20 protein-coding genes are annotated in these 17,752 nt (G+C 47.6%); 8 read left to right on the top strand and 12 right to left on the bottom strand.

The window, feature by feature from the left end; translation table 11 throughout:
- Positions 1 to 6: 6 nt before the first annotated feature.
- Positions 7 to 726: a Sir2 family NAD+-dependent deacetylase gene (cobB, locus tag DFR28_RS04190; protein WP_113953022.1), complete on the bottom strand. Its 720-nt coding sequence runs from the start codon at positions 724 to 726 to the stop codon at positions 7 to 9.
- A gap of 67 nt (positions 727 to 793) precedes the next feature.
- Between cobB and DFR28_RS19570 the strand changes: the two genes are divergently transcribed.
- Positions 794 to 1,195, top strand: coding sequence for a splicing factor U2AF large subunit (locus DFR28_RS19570; RefSeq protein WP_147250923.1), 402 nt, complete (start codon positions 794 to 796; stop codon positions 1,193 to 1,195).
- Positions 1,196 to 1,284: 89 nt separating this feature from the next.
- On the opposite strand, the gene DFR28_RS04200 is transcribed toward DFR28_RS19570, so the two are convergent.
- The 4 genes from DFR28_RS04200 to DFR28_RS04215 form a co-directional block, all read right to left on the bottom strand.
- The gene (locus tag DFR28_RS04200; RefSeq protein ID WP_113953024.1) at positions 1,285 to 2,151 is read right to left on the bottom strand and encodes an SDR family oxidoreductase; all 867 of its coding nucleotides are present in this window, start codon (positions 2,149 to 2,151) and stop codon (positions 1,285 to 1,287) included.
- On the bottom strand, positions 2,151 to 3,305 hold the full coding sequence (locus DFR28_RS04205; RefSeq protein WP_113953025.1) for a cation:proton antiporter domain-containing protein: 1,155 nt from the start codon (positions 3,303 to 3,305) through the stop codon (positions 2,151 to 2,153). Before DFR28_RS04205 ends, DFR28_RS04200 begins: the two co-directional genes overlap by 1 nt.
- Before the next feature lie 89 nt (positions 3,306 to 3,394).
- On the bottom strand, positions 3,395 to 4,807 hold the full coding sequence (locus DFR28_RS04210) for a flavin-containing monooxygenase (RefSeq protein WP_113953026.1): 1,413 nt from the start codon (positions 4,805 to 4,807) through the stop codon (positions 3,395 to 3,397).
- Positions 4,808 to 4,814: 7 nt separating this feature from the next.
- Positions 4,815 to 5,678 (bottom strand): metal-dependent hydrolase, encoded by an 864-nt coding sequence (locus DFR28_RS04215; protein WP_113953027.1) that lies wholly within the window; start codon positions 5,676 to 5,678, stop codon positions 4,815 to 4,817.
- Between the two features lie 152 nt (positions 5,679 to 5,830).
- On the opposite strand from DFR28_RS04215, the gene DFR28_RS04220 reads away from it, so the two are divergent.
- Together DFR28_RS04220 and DFR28_RS04225 are read left to right on the top strand one after the other, a co-directional pair.
- The gene (locus DFR28_RS04220; protein ID WP_113953028.1) at positions 5,831 to 6,469 is read left to right on the top strand and encodes a TetR/AcrR family transcriptional regulator; all 639 of its coding nucleotides are present in this window, start codon (positions 5,831 to 5,833) and stop codon (positions 6,467 to 6,469) included.
- A complete protein-coding gene (locus DFR28_RS04225) occupies positions 6,466 to 7,308 on the top strand; it encodes an SDR family NAD(P)-dependent oxidoreductase (RefSeq protein WP_113953029.1) in 843 nt (280 codons plus the stop codon). Before DFR28_RS04220 ends, DFR28_RS04225 begins: the two co-directional genes overlap by 4 nt.
- Here DFR28_RS04225 and DFR28_RS04230 read toward each other — a convergent pair.
- The 3 genes from DFR28_RS04230 to DFR28_RS04240 form a co-directional block, all read right to left on the bottom strand.
- Positions 7,305 to 7,778 (bottom strand): YkvA family protein, encoded by a 474-nt coding sequence (locus DFR28_RS04230; RefSeq protein WP_113953030.1) that lies wholly within the window; start codon positions 7,776 to 7,778, stop codon positions 7,305 to 7,307. The genes DFR28_RS04225 and DFR28_RS04230 overlap by 4 nt on opposite strands.
- A 249-nt stretch (positions 7,779 to 8,027) precedes the next feature.
- Positions 8,028 to 8,606: a thioredoxin family protein gene (locus tag DFR28_RS04235; protein WP_113953413.1), complete on the bottom strand. Its 579-nt coding sequence runs from the start codon at positions 8,604 to 8,606 to the stop codon at positions 8,028 to 8,030.
- A gap of 1 nt (position 8,607) precedes the next feature.
- Positions 8,608 to 9,306, bottom strand: a complete 699-nt coding sequence (locus DFR28_RS04240; RefSeq protein WP_113953031.1) for an NUDIX hydrolase — start codon at positions 9,304 to 9,306, stop codon at positions 8,608 to 8,610.
- A gap of 96 nt (positions 9,307 to 9,402) precedes the next feature.
- Here DFR28_RS04240 and DFR28_RS04245 point away from each other — a divergent pair, with 96 nt between their 5' ends.
- Positions 9,403 to 10,236, top strand: coding sequence for a purine-nucleoside phosphorylase (locus DFR28_RS04245; RefSeq protein ID WP_113953032.1), 834 nt, complete (start codon positions 9,403 to 9,405; stop codon positions 10,234 to 10,236).
- A 112-nt stretch (positions 10,237 to 10,348) separates the two neighbouring features.
- On the opposite strand, the gene DFR28_RS04250 is transcribed toward DFR28_RS04245, so the two are convergent.
- The gene (locus tag DFR28_RS04250) at positions 10,349 to 10,987 is read right to left on the bottom strand and encodes a YfaZ family outer membrane protein (protein ID WP_170131967.1); all 639 of its coding nucleotides are present in this window, start codon (positions 10,985 to 10,987) and stop codon (positions 10,349 to 10,351) included.
- 447 nt (positions 10,988 to 11,434) lie between these two features.
- Here DFR28_RS04250 and DFR28_RS04255 point away from each other — a divergent pair, with 447 nt between their 5' ends.
- Entirely contained in the window at positions 11,435 to 11,830 is a 396-nt protein-coding gene (locus DFR28_RS04255) for an RNA-binding S4 domain-containing protein (protein WP_113953034.1), read from the top strand.
- Positions 11,831 to 11,834: 4 nt separating this feature from the next.
- On the opposite strand, the gene DFR28_RS04260 is transcribed toward DFR28_RS04255, so the two are convergent.
- A complete protein-coding gene (locus DFR28_RS04260; RefSeq protein ID WP_113953035.1) occupies positions 11,835 to 13,310 on the bottom strand; it encodes an amidohydrolase family protein in 1,476 nt (491 codons plus the stop codon).
- A 128-nt stretch (positions 13,311 to 13,438) separates the two neighbouring features.
- On the opposite strand from DFR28_RS04260, the gene DFR28_RS04265 reads away from it, so the two are divergent.
- On the top strand, positions 13,439 to 14,512 hold the full coding sequence (locus DFR28_RS04265) for an AraC family transcriptional regulator (RefSeq protein ID WP_170131968.1): 1,074 nt from the start codon (positions 13,439 to 13,441) through the stop codon (positions 14,510 to 14,512).
- On the opposite strand, the gene thrH is transcribed toward DFR28_RS04265, so the two are convergent.
- Positions 14,509 to 15,126 carry a bifunctional phosphoserine phosphatase/homoserine phosphotransferase ThrH gene (gene thrH / locus DFR28_RS04270; protein WP_113953414.1) on the bottom strand — a complete coding sequence of 206 codons (618 nt, stop codon included), beginning with the start codon at positions 15,124 to 15,126 and terminating at the stop codon, positions 14,509 to 14,511. The two genes, DFR28_RS04265 and thrH, sit on opposite strands and share 4 nt — an antisense overlap.
- 109 nt (positions 15,127 to 15,235) lie before the next feature.
- Between thrH and hemW the strand changes: the two genes are divergently transcribed.
- The gene (hemW, locus tag DFR28_RS04275; RefSeq protein WP_113953037.1) at positions 15,236 to 16,378 is read left to right on the top strand and encodes a radical SAM family heme chaperone HemW; all 1,143 of its coding nucleotides are present in this window, start codon (positions 15,236 to 15,238) and stop codon (positions 16,376 to 16,378) included.
- A gap of 57 nt (positions 16,379 to 16,435) precedes the next feature.
- Here the strand turns inward: hemW and DFR28_RS04280 are convergent, their stop codons facing one another.
- Positions 16,436 to 17,197: a DUF4097 family beta strand repeat-containing protein gene (locus tag DFR28_RS04280; protein ID WP_113953038.1), complete on the bottom strand. Its 762-nt coding sequence runs from the start codon at positions 17,195 to 17,197 to the stop codon at positions 16,436 to 16,438.
- A 127-nt stretch (positions 17,198 to 17,324) separates the two neighbouring features.
- On the opposite strand from DFR28_RS04280, the gene hemJ reads away from it, so the two are divergent.
- Positions 17,325 to 17,738 (top strand): protoporphyrinogen oxidase HemJ, encoded by a 414-nt coding sequence (gene hemJ, locus DFR28_RS04285; protein WP_113953039.1) that lies wholly within the window; start codon positions 17,325 to 17,327, stop codon positions 17,736 to 17,738.
- The last annotated feature ends 14 nt before the right edge of the window (positions 17,739 to 17,752 follow it).

A 17,752-nucleotide genomic window follows, 5' to 3' on the forward strand; every position in this document is an offset into this window, starting at 1 on the left:
ACTCGATTAAGATAGAAACGATGCAACCCAGTTGGGCAAGGCCTCACCGGCTTTCGCATAAACTGCATGATCGAACTCACTAGCCACCGATGAAGCCTCTAGATTAATTTCAATAGTGGTTGCGCCAGCCTGATTAGCGGCTTGTACAAATCCAGCGGCTGGGTAGACATTTCCAGATGTTCCGATAGATAGAAATAAGTCACACGATGCCAGAGCTGAATAGATTTCGTCCATATACAGTGGCATTTCACCAAACCACACAATATGAGGCCTGAGACTCCCGGCTCGTTGGCAACAAGCGCACACCGAATCCACTGAGATCGCGGTATGACAAGCAAATATTTCGCCGCTGACAGTGCAGCGCATTTTGAGAATCTCGCCATGCATATGCCGAACGCCTGAAGAGCCAGCGAGTTCATGTAGATTATCTATGTTCTGAGTGACCAGTAAAAAATCACCATTAAACTTTTGCTCTAATTGAACCAATGCAACATGAGCTGGATTCGGATCAATCGCGCCCCGTAACAGCGGTTCACGCCGTTGATTGTAAAATCGATGGACAAGCATCGGGTCGCGCGCAAACCCTTCTGGAGTCGCTACATCTTCGATGCGATGCTCCTCCCAAAGCCCGTCGCTGGCACGAAAAGTTTTAATGCCGGACTCAGCCGAAATACCGGCGCCGGTCAGCACCACAATAGATGAATAGTCTCGATAGTTAGGCTTCATATTGGTTCAGTTTAGGTTCAGCTGACCTCCCGTAAAGTGGAATCATCGTAATCACTAGGAGGTTCCTATGAAAATGTTATCCCACCTTTCGGTCGCCAGTTTGGGGCTTATTCTCTTGGTTGGCTTAACGCCCACCACAGCCATGGCAAAAGGCAGTCTACACCTAGACTTACCCGGCATTAGCATTGGCGTTCATGATGATCATCGAAAACGCCAACATCGCCAGCACTATCGCGAAAAACGTTACCAGAATCGTCACTATGATCGGCATCAATCCAGAAAATATGATCGTCGCAGTTATCGACACGACTCGTATCGTAACGACTATAGTCGCCAATATTACTACGGCGGCCGCGACAATCAATACCGCTCGCGTTCTTCCGCTCGCTGCCCCAGCCCAGGGTTTTCTGAGTACTATTACCGCAATCGAGATTGCTATCGACACAAAGACCATTTCCACTGCGGCTAACCACAGCGCATAGCATGTAAACTAAATACATCTAAACCATGTACGTCACTTTTCTCAGCGCGATTATTCGGGGGAAAGTGACGTAGTTTTTAGTACTTAATGCCTTGCATGAAATCTGGGTAATTGAGCTCTACCGATAAATCGTTTAACAGCTTGGCATTACTTATTTTACGTGACTCGCTAAGGTACGACAGCATGCCGTCAGACAGCAATTGTTGCGCTTCTTGCATAGAAATCTCAGGCAGAGGATCCATACCCAGTACATGCGCAGCAGCTTGCAAGAATTCAGAAATTGTACCCGGCGTTCCATCGCTTGCATTGTACACTTCACCACTTGCTCCGCGATGCATGGCGGCAACGCAGATCGACGCTAAGTCATCAGCATGAACTCGGTTAGTAAACCCACATTCATGTGCATGCACTACCGGAGTACGCGCCTTAAGTCGCTCTCTAGGCAGTCGACTGTAAGCATAAATACCCGGCACCCGGAGTATCACCACCGGCACGCGAACCTGTTTTCCCCACGCCAACCATCGCCGCTCTGAATCCAAACGCCGCTTACCTCGGTCTGTGCTCGGTTGGGTTGGAGCCTGCTCAGTAACCCATTCACCAGCGCAGTCGCCATACACTCCTGTAGTACTAATGAGCACCACTTTCGCTGGTTTTACACCAGCATCGACAAAATGTCTAAGCAGGTTTTCGGTGCGTGAGTCCACAATGCCTACCTTCGGTGGCGCCACTGTATAAAAAAGCTCGCCATTTTGACAAAGCGACAAGTCGCGCTTGAGAGAATCCAGATCAACACGCAATCCCAACACGCCGAGCCGCGAACACACCTCTGCAGTCTCAGCGGTCCGCACATAGCCAATAATGCTAGAACGATCAATACCGCATTCAATTAGCTTCTTAGCAATACGCCTACCGACGTCGCCACACCCGAAAATAATACTAGCCATTAGTCTCTTCGCAGGCGCTCTGACACCGCAATTGGAGTTTGATAACGTAATACGATGGAATAACTGGACCCAATAAAGGTAACTAAGGTGGCCAACTGCACAAAGTACACAGCCGTCGGTTCGATAAGTGCGCTTTGCAAAGCAACAAACACAATCAGAAGTGAAAACTCGCTCATTTGACCTAATCGAAAGCCCGTCTCCCAGCCCAATTTCGATGTTTCCGAGACTCGGTGCAACGCGAACCGAAATACCACGGGTTTGAGCACTAACATGGCTCCCCCAAGCAGTACCGCTGGCAGCCAAATCTGATCAAGTTCCGACACATTTAACCCCGCACCAAGAGCAAAAAAGAACAAAATTAAGAAAAAATCTCGCAGCGGCTTAAGGCTCTCTGAGATGAATAGCGCAATGGGGCTCGTAGCCACCGTTATTCCTGCAATAAAAGCACCGGTTTCATGTGAGAAGCCAATCGCATGCGCCAGTTGCGCAATACCCAAGCACCACGCCAACGCTAGCAAGAACACATATTCTTGAATGCGGTCGTATTTCGCTAATAGTTTGAGCAACACCAAGTGCTTAAATACCCACACGCCCCCAACCAACATGGGTAGAAAAACCGCTAACTTGGCTAATTCGACCAAGGTATTTAATTCGGAAGATGCAGCCTGAAAAGCTATCAAAACGACGATGGCGATCATATCTTGAAGCAACAAAACACTAATAATCACCTCGCCAGTATGACGATGATGCAACACTGTAGTTGGCAACAGCTTCAGGCCAATGATCGTGCTAGAGAACATACAGGCCACACCAATGATGACCGAATTGATCATATTGAAACCGGCCAGAGTGGCAAAGCCCCAACCGACAGAGGCAAACACCGCTGAGGTCAACAACGTCACAATCATCGTTTGCCGCAATAAGACCAGCAATTTCCTAGGACTTAAATTCAGCCCCAATAGAAACAACAGAAAGATGATACCGATATTGGATATATCTTGAATGAGCTCAGTGTCGGTAACCCATTTGAGCCCCCAAGGCCCCAACACGATCCCTAGAGCAATATACCCGATAATGAGGGATTGGCGCGCCATTAGCGCAAGGGTTCCAAGCACCGCAGCGCCAACAAATATTAAAAACAGAGAATGAAGCATGCCTGAATGCTAACTCATGCATGCTAGATTAGAAATAACGATTTGTTGGCAATTCGCGAATCGTGGCTCAACTCCGCCCGCTGTAGTGCTTACGAAAACCTCATCGACGAGTCGTTAACGCTGGTAAAACGCAGCGCCATATTGTCTAGTATGAAATTTTGATTCAAACGCCATGGCTTAGAGTCGGCCTGTTTTGGCAACTGTGCTAGCGACCGCTGAATATAGCCAGAACTCAGATCCATCAATGGCGTGTCATTCAATACGGTTTGAGGCTGTGGCTGACAAATGCGATGGCCATTTTTATCCATGTAATTGATTAGCCTTGAAGCATAGCGATGCGTTAAATCAACCTTCAGCGTCCAAGATGCATTGGTGTAACCAACCGCCAAGAAAGTATTCGGTACCCCGCTCAACATCATGCCTTTATAGACATACGATTCACTGGTATCCAGCGGCTTGTTATCGACAAAAAACTCCATGCCCCCAAAGAATTGTACTTTCAGGCCGGTCGCCGTAACAATCATGTCGGCATCAAGTTCCTTGCCTGACTTCAATTTAAGCCCAGTTTGCGTAAAGCACTCAATTCGATCAGTCTCAATACTGGCTTTACCCGACTTCAATGACTCGAAAAAATCCGCGTCGGGACACAAACAGACACGCTGATCCCACGGGTTATACGTAGGCGTAAAGTGTTTAGGATCAAATTTGTCACCAAGTATCTTTTGGATCTCTTCCGACATCTTCCGCTTGGTAAAGTCCGGAAAGGTCTTAGAAATCCAGTAGATAAACATACTGTTCAATATGAACCACCAACGCGCCGCCCAACGCCCAAACCATGCCGCCAGCTTATTGGCAACCGGGTCTTCAGCAGGTTTAGACCCGAGGTAGGTTGGAGACCGCTGCACCATAGTGACATGTTTCGCAGAGTCAGCCATTGAGGGCACCAAGGTAATAGCCGTCGCACCACTACCGATAACCACTACATTTTTGTCACGGTAGTCGAGATCGGTGGGCCAAAACTGCGGATGAATCACCTCACCTTTAAAATCACTCTGGCCCACGAACTCCGGCGCGTGAGCTTGATCGTAACTATAGTACCCAGCGCACATATAAAGAAACTGGCAACTAAACTGCTCGCCTTGCTCATTGGTTAGGAGCCATCTGGCATCTGCGGTCGACCACTCAGCACGCTGAATGTGCTGATTAAACTGAATATGCTTATCTATGCCAAACTCGTTAGCCGTATCGTGTAGGTAACTTAGAATTTTGTCTTTTTCAGCAATCGCAGATTTGTCCTCCCACGAACGAAAGGAAAAACCAAAGGTGTACATGTCGGAGTCAGATCGAATTCCTGGGTAATTAAACAAGTCCCAGGTGCCGCCCAGCGATTCACGACGTTCGAGAATCGCATAGCTTTTAGACGGGTTGTGCGTCTGCAAATGGTAGGCAGCACTGATTCCCGAGATGCCTGCCCCGATAATAATCGCATCAAAATGCTGCATAACAGGCTTAATGGTCTAAGAAGTAAGGTTGTAGCTCACTCTTCCACTGCTCAACTAAGGCCGAGTCGTCATGATCCCATGGATGAAAATTTGGCTTCAAGAACATCATATACAGCGGTTTCACTGATTTAATTAAACCGTCTGGGCCAAACAAATAATGCCATAGCTCCTTGCGTTCTTGCCATGTAGCTTTGTAGCCCATGTCACGCAATAAAAAGCGGGTTGCTAATGACATTTTCAACGGAAACTCAAAATAGCTAAAGTAGCGGAATTCGCGATTCAAGCGCTTACGGTCTCCAACACAGTGTTGATATACATCGAAGGCAACCGATTTATGTTCAATTTCTTCGATCGCATGCCATTGAAATAGCTTCCGTAGCGACTCTGGAAAATGCCCCATCGAATCAACGTTAGTCAACGCGAAGTGCGCCATAATTGCAGTGACATGTTCAGCCACTACCGTGCGCGCTAACCGCCGTTCGGGCGACCATTGCTGCTGACGCTCAGTCATCTGTTCTTTGAGCGTTTTTTCAATTTTTGCGGTGCTATACCCCAGATCGTCAAACAACTTATTTATTTTGCGATGTTGCAATGAGTGGTGTGCTTCTTGCGCCGAGAACTCTTTCACTTCTTGCTGAAGCTTAGGATCTGTGACTTGATCACTAAATAGTTTTACGGAATGAATAAACTCCGTCTCTCCAATTGGAAAACTAGCCGACATAGCCACCCAAAGTGCGCTTATCAGGGAATTTTCATTATAGAAAAAGCGCTCTTTTAGATCATCGAACTCGAATTTTACTCGACGAGGTTCGATCGCGAGCTTGGAGTTTGATTGCGGAATCGCGATGGCTGGATTGGTGTGAGCATTCATAATTATTGCCTGCGTTAGCCAACGTTGCCAACGCGATGAATTGTTACGATTAAATTTGTGTTTACAATACTGTAAACTAAGTTACAATACTTTAGAAGCTGTTGACAGTTCTGTCAATAGCAAGTGATTAAGCAATTATATTTATCGATTAAATGGCCAGAAAAACTCACGAATCCCCACAAGCCGCTAAAACTGCGATACTCGATGCAGCCGAAGCCATTATGGTTGAAGTTGGCCCTGCCGGTTTACGAATCAGCGCGGTAGCAAAAAAAGCTGGCATGGCACATCCGAATATTATTCACCACTTTGGTTCACGCGAAGGTTTAATTGATGCGGTAGCCCATCGGGTTGGGCAGCGCGCAACCGAACGCATTACCAACGCCATAGATAAGGCATTGAGTGCACCACCGCAAGATCGTGTCGCGGCAATTACACAGATCCTCGAAACGGTGTATCCGGGCGATGAAGGACGTGCCGCTGTTTGGCTGTATTTAGGTGGCGCGAGTAGTTCTTTAAAACCAAATATGCAACGTATCGTCGAGTTATCTCACCGCTTCCGACAAACCATTGATGCCGACGTGCAACCCGCCAACACTAAGCGCTTGGTCATGTTAATCACCTTGGCACTAGTCGGCGAAGTGGTCTCTGGCCACACTATCAAAGAAGCACTTGGCTTTGATAATACTGAAGGAGACCGAGCACATTTCAAACAATGGTTGGCTGAAATTCTTCTGAATTTGTCGGACCAACAACTTACTACCAGCATTAATGCCGTGGAGTCGAATCAATGAAAAAATTTATGGACAGTGTCGCCGTCGTCACCGGAGCAGGCAGTGGTATCGGTCGCGAGTTAGCGCTGCAATTGGCGGGGCATGGTGCGCACGTTGCGATCTCCGATATCAATCAACAAGGCTTACTTGAAACCTCTGAGCTGATCACCAACCAAGGTGGCAAGGTGCATAGCAAGCTGCTCGATGTCTCTGATCGACAAGCGGTGTTTGATTATGCGAGTCAGGTGCATCAAGACTGCGGTCAAATCAATCTAGTCATCAATAACGCCGGTGTAGCATTGGCATCAGGTACGCTTGCCAATACCACCATAGATGAGTTTGAATGGTTGATGGGCATTAATTTTTCTGGGGTTTTGTACGGTACCAAAGCATTTCTTCCGATACTCGAGCAGGCTGAATGGGGGCATATCGTTAACCTCTCGAGCCTATTTGGGTTAATTGGTGTACCCGAGCAAGCTGCCTACAATGCCAGTAAATTTGCGGTCCGCGGCATGACCGAAGCATTACGCCAAGAGCTCGATCAAAGTGACAGCAAAGTAAGTTGCACATCGGTACATCCCGGCGGCATCAAGACTAACATCGCACGCAATGCACGACCCGGAGAGGCCTTAGATCCACAGGCAACTCTTTTACTAGAGGGTTCGTCTGATCGCTTCGACAAGCTCGCCCGCACTAGCGCCATGGAGGCCGCTCGTCAGATACTCCAAGCGGTGGTGAAAAATAAAAAGCGGCTTCTCATCGGCAACGATGCCAAAATGCTAGACCGAATTCAGCGACTTTTACCTAACCATTATCAATCCATTTTGAAGCGCGCCCTTGATAAAATGACGCAGGACTAGTCTCTCGGCAATGGTTCCAACAAGTGTGTGGTTGACGGTTTCAAGTCAGGGTCTTCGCTAGCTGGTTGGTTTGACTCCCATTCACTAAATCTATCGAGATCCTGAGACACTGAGCTAAGCGTCCACGCCAATAAACTAACGTCATCGATAAAACCTAGACTGACAATAAAGTCTGGGATCAAATCAATTGGCATCACAAAGTAGATTATCGACGTAACGATCAGCGCCAAGCTCTCACGGGAAATCGAGCGATACTCACCGCGGGCATAGCTCTTGACCAACCTAAATGCGGTTTTCGTCGGTTCTAAAATACTGGCAAAACGATCGTTGTTTGTCAGTGCTCGCAACGCACCAGCGTCAGAGACTAACGCTAGCAATTGAGCTGGGCTTTGCAAGGTCGCCGTCACTACCGACTTAGCTTTACGATAAGCTCGACTATTCAATAAACGTGAGGGCTTTTTACTTGGCATCGTGCATGTATGGGTTAGTTAGGGGCTAAGGTTGCTATCGACTAATCTGTTATCAACTAAGCTGTTATCAACTTAGTCGTTATCAACTAGGAAGGAGCTAATCCACCATTAGTGGCAATGAATATTTGAATTAGCATAACAGACCCTGATAAACAGACGAATCTCAGCCCGCATCAGCGTATCCGGCGCCACGTTACTTACTTCACAAACTTGTTGCGTCAGCGCTTTAAGGTCTGACGCCCATTCCGCTTAAAAATAGTCTGGCTCGTTACCCGGTTTCCACTTTATGCTGCAGCCAATGCTGGCTACTTGCTCATCGACCGTGGCTTTATCTGCCAAAACGGCGGCGAGCGCAGCAGTTAGATCAGCGCCGCTAACGTCGTGCGAGTTCGACGGCCGTGAATTGTCCATTTGCCCGCGATATTGCAAACGATGAGCACGACTGTAAACAAAAAAATCTGGCGTACAAGCCGCTCCATATGCTTTCGCCACCGCTTGAGTTTCATCAAATAGATAGGGAAACTGAAACCCATATTGTTTGGCAAAATCCCGCATTGGCCCTGGCCCATCTTGTGGGTAAGCATCAGTGTCATTAGACGAAATTGCCATAACCGCAAAGCCATTTGCTTGCGCCTCATTAGCAATTGACGTCATCTTTTCAACAAGATGTAAAACGTAAGGACAATGATTACAAATAAACATCAACAGCAGCGGTTGGTCCTGCGCCGCCGACAATGAGACTAGAGCATTTTTCTTAGTTACGTCTGGCAAACTAAAATCAGTTGCTAACAGACCAAGTTCTGGCATGGTTGAAGCCACAGTAGCCATATTAATCATCCCCCCGATTGATTATCTTACGCGTGATTTTATCAACATTATCGCGACTCATTTCGCGCTTTTCTATATTTTTGAGTATTTCCTTTTGTGCTTCACTCAGCACCGGCATAGGCCAATCCAACAATTCATATAGCCCCATAACCATGCGCAGACTCAAGCCCCACAGAATTTGCTTTTTGCCTTCGTCAATCATCACTCCAGGCATACTAAACGCTTGATCCAGAGGATGAGTAAAACTATGCGCATTTGCCGCATCATGCAAGTAGCTCAGCGGCAACCATACCATGTCAGCAACTTCATAATTACCAACCAAACTTAGCGTCTTGCTAGGCTTAAAAATAAAACAGGATACATGTACGCTGTAAACGCCATCCACCTTTAATCCATACAAATCATCTAACTGACCAACCAAGTCAGCATCCGATAAATCGGCCCCGACTTCCTCATACGCTTCTCGTATGGCGGCCGCTCTGGGACTCGCATCATCAGGCTCGATCTTTCCGCCAGGAAACGACATCTGACCGGACCAAGGATCATTCTCGTGCTGAGCACGCTGCATCATAAGAAACTCGGTGCCGGATTCGGTATCACGCAAAATAATTGCGACCGAGGCTCGCATCAAACTGACTTCGGGCTGGATTTTAGGTCGATACTCGCGAATGCGGTCGAGTTCATTTTGCCCGATTAACATGGTTGGTTAGGTGTGACATTAGGCATAGATTGAATTATGCCTGAAGGGGCAGAAGTGTTCTAGAATACACCACTCATAACTTACTAAATTCGCCCCATGTCGAACCCCAATTCAGCCGCTTTGCACCTACTGGTCGAGCAAGCGGCAAGCCACATAAAACCTCTCCTCGAGGCTCCATTGGATACCGCTATCGTGCTCGGCACCGGCCTATCTAGCTTAAGCCTACCTGGCTACCATGATGTCGTCAGCATCAAATATGACGACATACCGGGCATGCCGACCTCCACTGCCCCCAGTCATGATGGCGAGCTGAGAATCATCAGCAATGGCCAACAAACTGTTGCGTTATGTGCTGGTAGACAACACTTATATGAAGGCTATTCTGCTCAGCAAGTTAGCACCATGACATACGTGTTACGAGCACTCGGTGCTAAAACGCTAATCATCACTAATGCCTCTGGCGGCCTAAATGCCGACTTCTCCCCCGGAGATGTCATGCTAATCAAAGATCACATGAATTTGACTGGTCACAATCCATTGGTTGGTCAAGACGAAACGCTGGGCATACGATTCCCCGACATGTCTAGGCCTTATGACCTGAGCCTACGTCAAAAGATTACGGCGATTGCTAGCGCACAAAAGATTACGGTGCACCAAGGCGTTTACGCCGGGGTACTAGGCCCATCGCTAGAAACCTCAGCGGAACGTCGCATGTTACGGGTAATGGGAGCCGATGCGGTAGGCATGTCAACGGTGCTTGAAGTAATCGCGGCGGTTCACTGTGGCCTCAATGTACTTGGATTAGCAGCCATAACTAATTTGGCACTGGGCGATGAAAATCAAGCACCTGATACTTTGGAAGATGTACTGGAAAACGCAGCGGTGGCTGCCAGCAAAATGACTGTATTACTGCAAAAGCTATTAGCGTAGAGATATGAGTATTGAACGCGCAATGTAAACGGATGTCGCAATTGCGCTCGCTCGGGGTTAATGACCAACCCTGAGCGGCTTAATAGTACCGGCTCAATCTACCAGCTTAGTATTACCAGCTTAAATCAGTACCGAGCAGAAAACCCGAGCTCGAACCTAACTCTTCAATGACAGGGTCTTCCAAGTCGAGAGAAAACACTCGATAACCAGCCTTCAACGACAATGATGGTAGCGGCTGATACAGTAAACCCGCTTCGAATTCATAGCCAGTCGCATCACTTTCGCTTAGGCCATCAACGAGGTCAGGAAAATAAGAGGTTAAGCCGTACACCTGAAAAGAGTCGAATATATTGTATCGACCACTCACCGACACCTTCGGACCACTGGCTTCTAGTTGCGAAGCAATATCGAGTTCCTGCCAACCTAGGCCAAGCTCGAGATTAGATTTGTCTTGTGCACCAAATAAGCGACGCTTAACATCGAGATTGAAGTATTGGCTGTCTTCCGGCAAACCGAAAACATCGTCTTCGTCGTTCTGCAGTAATTTGGCGCTTACTCCCCAATTCTCTGTCCAGAACTCACTTTTACCCAAAAAAGAGTCATACTCTCCGGCACCGAATACAGAGACACTGACATCGTCAGATAACCACATTAAACTGGGCTTTGGTGCAAACGGGTCTTGCTCTTGTGCTAACGCTGCACCACCAAGTGTCGATAGCAGCAAACCGCTCAGCACAAAAACGCTTTTCATTCCCTGCACAATCGAGCACATGGCCGACCTGCGGTGGGATTGCGTGTTTTGATTGTTAGCGTTTATTTTCATGACATTTTATTGTTATTAACTCTTTAACTGCTCTTCTTATTATTTGTCGTTCTATTTGTCGTTCTTTAAGTGTCGCTGATATCGTTCAGGTAACGCAGGCTTTCATTTATTTATGAAATGCTTAAACTGTGCTCCTTACTCATCAGCTCAATCGCTTAATTCAATGGCATCGCTGATTTCTTATGAATCAGTCGAATCATTGACTAGAATCTAAACAGAACGTGATTTTTAGTTTTACTTGCTACGCTAAGTTATTGTTCTTACGACTAATTAAAGTATAGACCTAAACTATGACTAATTTGTGGCAATTTTGCCGGAATTCATCAAATTTAATGTTTAAAAATGGTTTTTTAACGCATTTTCAGCGGAAATATTATGCCAACTAAAGAGCTTGAGTCGGTTCGAATTGATAAATGGTTATGGGCTGCTCGGTTTTTTAAAACTAGGCAACTGTCCGCAAAAGCGATCAAATCAAGCCAAATTCTGAGCGGGAAACAGACTGTTAAACCAGCGAGCCTAGTCAAGGTCGGTGACATAATTACGCTAAAGAGAGGCTTGTATTTACTCGAAGTAGAGGTGCTTGGCTTGAGTGAACAACGAGGCTCCGCCACCGTGGCGCAAACCCTCTACCGTGAGACACAAGCAAGCCAGCTCGCGCGCGAAAAACTTAAACAACAACTCGATAGCCAACCAAAAATAGACATCGACCGGCGCAAACCAGATAAACGTGGGGTTCGGTCACATCGGGCCATTAAACGCGGTGGCGAATAGCCCGTTATTCGCTAAGCGCCGACAATTTTTCACGAGCATTAATTCGACCACCAATCATTACCCAATCGATTGAATCATAGGCTGAAATTGTTAATAACGGATTTTTTGACAACAACAACATATCCGCACGTTTACCAACATCAATCGAGCCTAGTTCCTTTGCCAACCCAAAAAACTTAGCATTCTCAATGGTGGCCGATGCTAACAATTGCTCAAGCCCAATGCCCATAGCGTGCCACTGCTGCATTTCCATGCGACCATTGAGTCCTGGGGGGTTGGCATAAGTCATATCACTCGGTGTGTCACTACCAAAAAACAACTTGCCACCTTGCTTAACCCATTGCTTGGTCGCGGCTGTTACACGCTTAAGAGGTGCCGCATTGATTTGTTGCCAACCAGATTCGGCGAGCAAACGCTGTACATAAGGAACCTCACGCATCTGCATCCGAAACGTCTGCCCATCAGGACTATCGTACCATTTGACTAAGCTTGCCGGAACGGCGTGCTGAATCGAGTTATGGTTTAGATAATCAGGGTCGTGCAAGTCTCGCTCCCCCATTAGCACTTGTATGGTCGGTTGCAGCACGATGCCAGCCGCTACCGCATCATCGATCAGAGCCGCAACGGGGTCGTTTATCGCGCTTGCATGCGCATCATCCCAAGTCCACAAGCCATGCACAAAAGCATCTACTCCGGCGGCGATGCCAAACTGCTGAGCTGACTGCGAATTGGCATGTAACAGCACCTTCAACCCCTGCTGGTGAGCATTCGCCACCAACTCTTGTATCAGTTCAACTGTTGGCGTTGGTAAGTTCTTAACACTTCCAAACCCCGTTTCAAAATGCGTTTTCACACAGATAGCACCATCACCAACCATGCGCTGCACCACAGCTTGGGGCGAATGATTCGCCGGCTCAGAGCTCTTTGGCAGCGGCCGATCACCAAGCAGATAATACGGTGTTACCTGAGCTCGAATTGATGCGGGCATGAAATTAGTTGGGTACCCGTCCAGTAAGGGAGCCGCACCACAAAAGTAGGCTGTTGGCCTGAGCGCTTGCGCATTCCAGGCAGCGATCGACTCGGCATTCGAGTGCAAGTCTATGACCGTAGTAAATCCGTGATAAAGGTAGCTCAACGGAATCTGTCGATACGCCTGCGCCGCCACATCTGAGTTATTTTGAGCTTGCTCATAGCTCATACCCGGAACGCCGCTTAAGTGCGTGTGCGCATCGATTAAACCAGGGATTAAGAAACGCCCGCTCGCGTCGATTTCACGGCTCGCGCTTACCATTAAATCTTTCCCGATTTGAGCAATTTTTCCGCCTACTATCAACACATCCACTCCTGGTTGTACTTCCATGCTGATAGTTGAAATCAACGTTGCGTTGCGAATTACCGTTGACTCGCCAGCCGCCGCTAACAAGTTCGCCGAACCAAACAAAAGCGTGACACTAAGAATGATGGTTAAAAATATTTTCATGCGATTTTTTTCGAGAAAGTTAATTTACCGACATACTGCTGACCAAAGTGGTTTCAGATCGACCGAGATCGCGTTTTAGGTCTTAAAACATTGTGGTTGGACGCAATATGACTTGCTACCATAGTCCCATGCCTGACTTGTTTGACAATATAGGATACACCTTCGCGTTTATTTGTGGCCTGTTGGCCGTGCACCTGTTGATGTCACGCGCGAGTAATCGTGTACCCGCATGGATTCTCGGCAGTACCTTTGCGCTGCTAGCTGTGCATGCAATTTTTATCACCATAGTGATCACTCAAGGTCGCAGCAATGCACCAACACTGATAGTAATGTTAGTGCCGGTTTTGGCGCTCTGCATCGGTCCGCTATTCTATAGCTACTTTCGTCTAATCGCCGAACCGACACCACGCTTCAGCGTCACACAGCTAATCCATTGCCTCCCGGCGCTACTGGTCAGTATCGAACTCGGGATACAAAAATTTTGGATCGACATTGATTTAGTGATTGTTATGAGCTTGCTGACCTACGCGACTCTCCTTAGCGTCAGAACGAGACTCGGACGTCGTCAATTCGAACATTTAGACGCACATGCCAATATCGCCTTTCAATGGCTCAAAGCGGCTACCGGCATTCTCTGGGTATCGCTAATTAGTGAAGTCCTGATCAATGTAAATTTGGCTCAAGGCGGCGCACTCAAACAATCCCCCATTCTAATTTTCGATTGGATTGGTAAGCTCATGCTAATCGCCTTGGCGATTCTGCAACTACTACGACAACCAACACAGTTCAGTTGGTTGCTTGGACCTAATAAATCGTTCCGACAAACCGCAATCAACGACCAACAAAGCCAACAATTTAAACACACAGTTGCGCAATTTGAAGACTTTGTAACTAATCAGCAAGCGTATACCGACGCCTCTACATCGCTTAAATCGATCGCCAAACAACTCAACATACCAATCCGACAGCTCTCCAGTGCGATCAACCACGTCTACCAAGAGAGCTTCTCAAAACGCATGAACCGGTTTCGCGTAGCTCACGCAAAACAACTATTGGCGGAGCCGTCCCCAGCTAAACTCATAGCGGTAATGTACGATTCGGGATTCCGCACCAAATCAAGTTTCAACAAAGAGTTTCAAGCCATCGAAGGCATCTCGCCCTCAGAATATCGGCGTCAAGTGATGTCGAATAAGCAAGTTTAGCGCGTTGGCATACTGCTCATAGCCAGGTCAATTTCTTGCCGCAGTTGTTGATAGCTCTCAGCGACTGGAAACTGTGGGAACTCGTCAATCACATTTTGCGGTGGACAAAATAGAATGCCCTGCTCCGCCTCGCCCAACATAGTGGTGTCGTTGTAGGAATCTCCCGCCGCGACCACATTGAAATTTAGTTCATGCAAACGCTTTACCGTTTCGCGCTTGTGGTCGGCTTTACGAAGTTTGTAATCGGTAATACGACCTTCTTCATCAATCACCAGCTCATGACAGAAAATGGTAGGCCAATCGAGTTGTTGCATCATCGGTCGCGCAAACTCTTGAAAAGTATCCGACAAAATAATTAGCTGGTAGTCAGCACGCAGCGCGTCACTAAATTGCTTCGCCCCGTCTAACGGACTCAAGGTGGCAATAACCTCTTGAATATCTTGAATACGAAAATCGTTCTTCGTGCAAAGGTCGAGACGAAAACGCATCAACTCGTCGTAATCAGGAATATCTCGCGTGGTGGTTTTAAGCGCTTCGACGCCAACTTTTTCAGCGAAATTTATCCATATTTCAGGGATCAGAACCCCTTCCAAGTCAAGGCAAACGATATTCATAGCATGAGAAAAAACAAGTAGTGGAACGCGAACCATAAGCGTTCAGACTGTTGGATTCAAGCGCTTTAAATGGCTTTGCTTGCCGCGGCAAGCATGACACAATTCGGGTATGACGCCGATCCCCCTCAGCCTGTACATTCATGTACCCTGGTGTGAACGAAAATGCCCCTATTGTGACTTTAATTCCCACCAAGCTCGGGGCAACGTTGACGAAGATCAATATGTCGATGCCCTGCTGGCTGATTTGGATGCCGATTTAGCGCATTTTGGGCAAGCGGCCACTAACCGCCCGATCCACAGCGTATTTATTGGCGGCGGCACACCTTCGTTATTTAGCCCAACCAGTTACCAACGCTTATTTGATGGCTTGCGCCAACGTTGTGAGTTTGAAGCAAATGCCGAGGTCACGTTAGAAGCCAACCCCGGCAGTAGCGAGGCCAGCAAGTTTGCCGGATTTCGTGAAGCGGGAATCAACCGCTTATCAATTGGCATCCAAAGCTTTAACCCTGCCCATTTAACGGTGCTGGGTCGTGTGCACAATTCACAAGAGGCGCTTAATGCCGGTCGCTTCGCGCGTGCAGCGGGCTTTGATAATTTCAACTTAGACTTGATGTTTGGCTTGCCAGACCAAAGCAACGAACAAGCTCTCGCCGACCTAACTCAAGCCATCGAGCTAAATCCAACTCACCTCTCGTGTTACCAACTCACGATAGAGCCCAACACACTATTTCATCACGCGCCGCCGGTCACACCAGATGACGACGCCTTATGGCAGATGCAGCAACATTTGCAAAGCTTGCTTGCTCAACATAGTTATCAACAATATGAAGTATCGGCCTACGCCAAAACTGGGCGGCGCTGTCAGCACAACCTGAATTACTGGCAATATGGTGACTATTTAGGAATCGGCGCAGGCGCGCACAGCAAAGTGACCGACGGTGACGCACTCACTCGATCGTGGAAAATCAAGCATCCAACTAGCTACTTATCAAAGGCAAGCAAGGTCGGTGCACGTGAGCTAATTGAACCAGCACAACGACCAATTGAGTTCATGATGAACGCCTTACGACTCACCGAGGGATTCCGCGGCATTGATTTCGAAGCTCGCACACACGTGTCGCTAACGGAGATTCAAACCCTGCTCGACAAACACCAATCACAGGGCTTAATCACGCGGCCAGATGGTCATATTGTGCCCACTGCTTTTGGGCACAATATGTTGAACTCTATGCTCGAGGATTATCTAAGCTAACCGTAACGCAGCGGAACTCCTGCCAGCTCGTAATCATGAACCAACCTCTGCAGAGACTTATTTACGCGGCAGACTGACTTTCCCTAGTACTTTGGCGTGTTTGATTCCGCCCGAGGTATCGGCTTTCACGGTAAAGTCGCCCCCAACATTATTGACCTCGATTGACCCGCTGCTATCACGCTTAATCAACACGTCTTGACGCGCATCACTTATTTCAATATCCCCAGAGCTGTCAGCATCAATCACAAAGTTACCGGAAATAAATTCCGCCTCTATGTCGCCTGAACTGTCAGTCAACTCGACGTTGCCCAACACATCTTCAATATCAATGTCACCGGAAGAATCGGTTAACCATAAGTCGCCAGCTACCTTATCTATTTCAAGGTCACCGGATGAATCAGTTATATGCAAGGCCGCTACGTTCTCCACCGAGGCATCGCCACTACTGTCAGCTACTTTCAAAGCCATTGCTTCAGGCACAACCAACACTAGATCAATGCGCGCCGACTTATTGCCGCCAAACAAGCCTTTTTCAGGGTATTTAGTCTCGATGCTCACCGTATCGCCAAGCAACTCGGACATAACGTCCATAGCCGCTAATGCGTCAGCATCTTCAGAGCATAGGCGCGCGCGAATCACGATGTCATCTCGCTTTTCACCTTTGATCTCTAACTCGCCAGCTCCCGCTCTAACATTAAGCTTGGTGGCAGCACCAACGGCAATCTCGCGGTCGATTTTTCTAGTTTCGTCACAATTGCCCCATGCCATCGCCGAACTGCTAAAAACAACCGTCAAACCCACAATTAATAACTTTTTCATCACTCACTCCGCTGCAAAATTGTATTAGTAAAACAATAAGACGCCCAAGCAGGCCAATTGGTTTACATCAGAATTATTTTTTTAAAGACTAGCATGTTAGTCTTGGCCTGAAAATTTAAGGTGTCTTATGCTCTGGATTAAAGCGTTTCATATAGTCTCAATTATTTCTTGGATGGCCGCCATCTTGTATATGCCGCGCCTGTTCGTATACCACTCTATGTCAGAGGGCGAAGAAAGTCGCGAACGGTTTAAGGTCATGCAGCGAAAACTCATGAACGGCATCATGACGCCCGCGATGGTGGCATCATTGGTGTTTGGATTTTGGCTGTGGTTAGGCTACGGGTTTTGCGGTGGCTGGCTGCATGCAAAGCTTGCTTTAGTCGTATTGCTAGTCATTTTTCATTTTTGGTGTGCCGCCACCATCCGCAAGCTTGCCCGTGACGAGAACCCACACGGCCATGTTTTCTATCGCTGGATGAACGAATTACCTGCGGTTGTGATGATTGCTATTGTTATCCTTGTCGTGGTCAAACCCTTTTAGCCTACAAGTATTCT

It is taken from the genome of Arenicella xantha, assembly GCF_003315245.1.
Taxonomy (GTDB): Bacteria; Pseudomonadota; Gammaproteobacteria; order Arenicellales; family Arenicellaceae; genus Arenicella; species Arenicella xantha.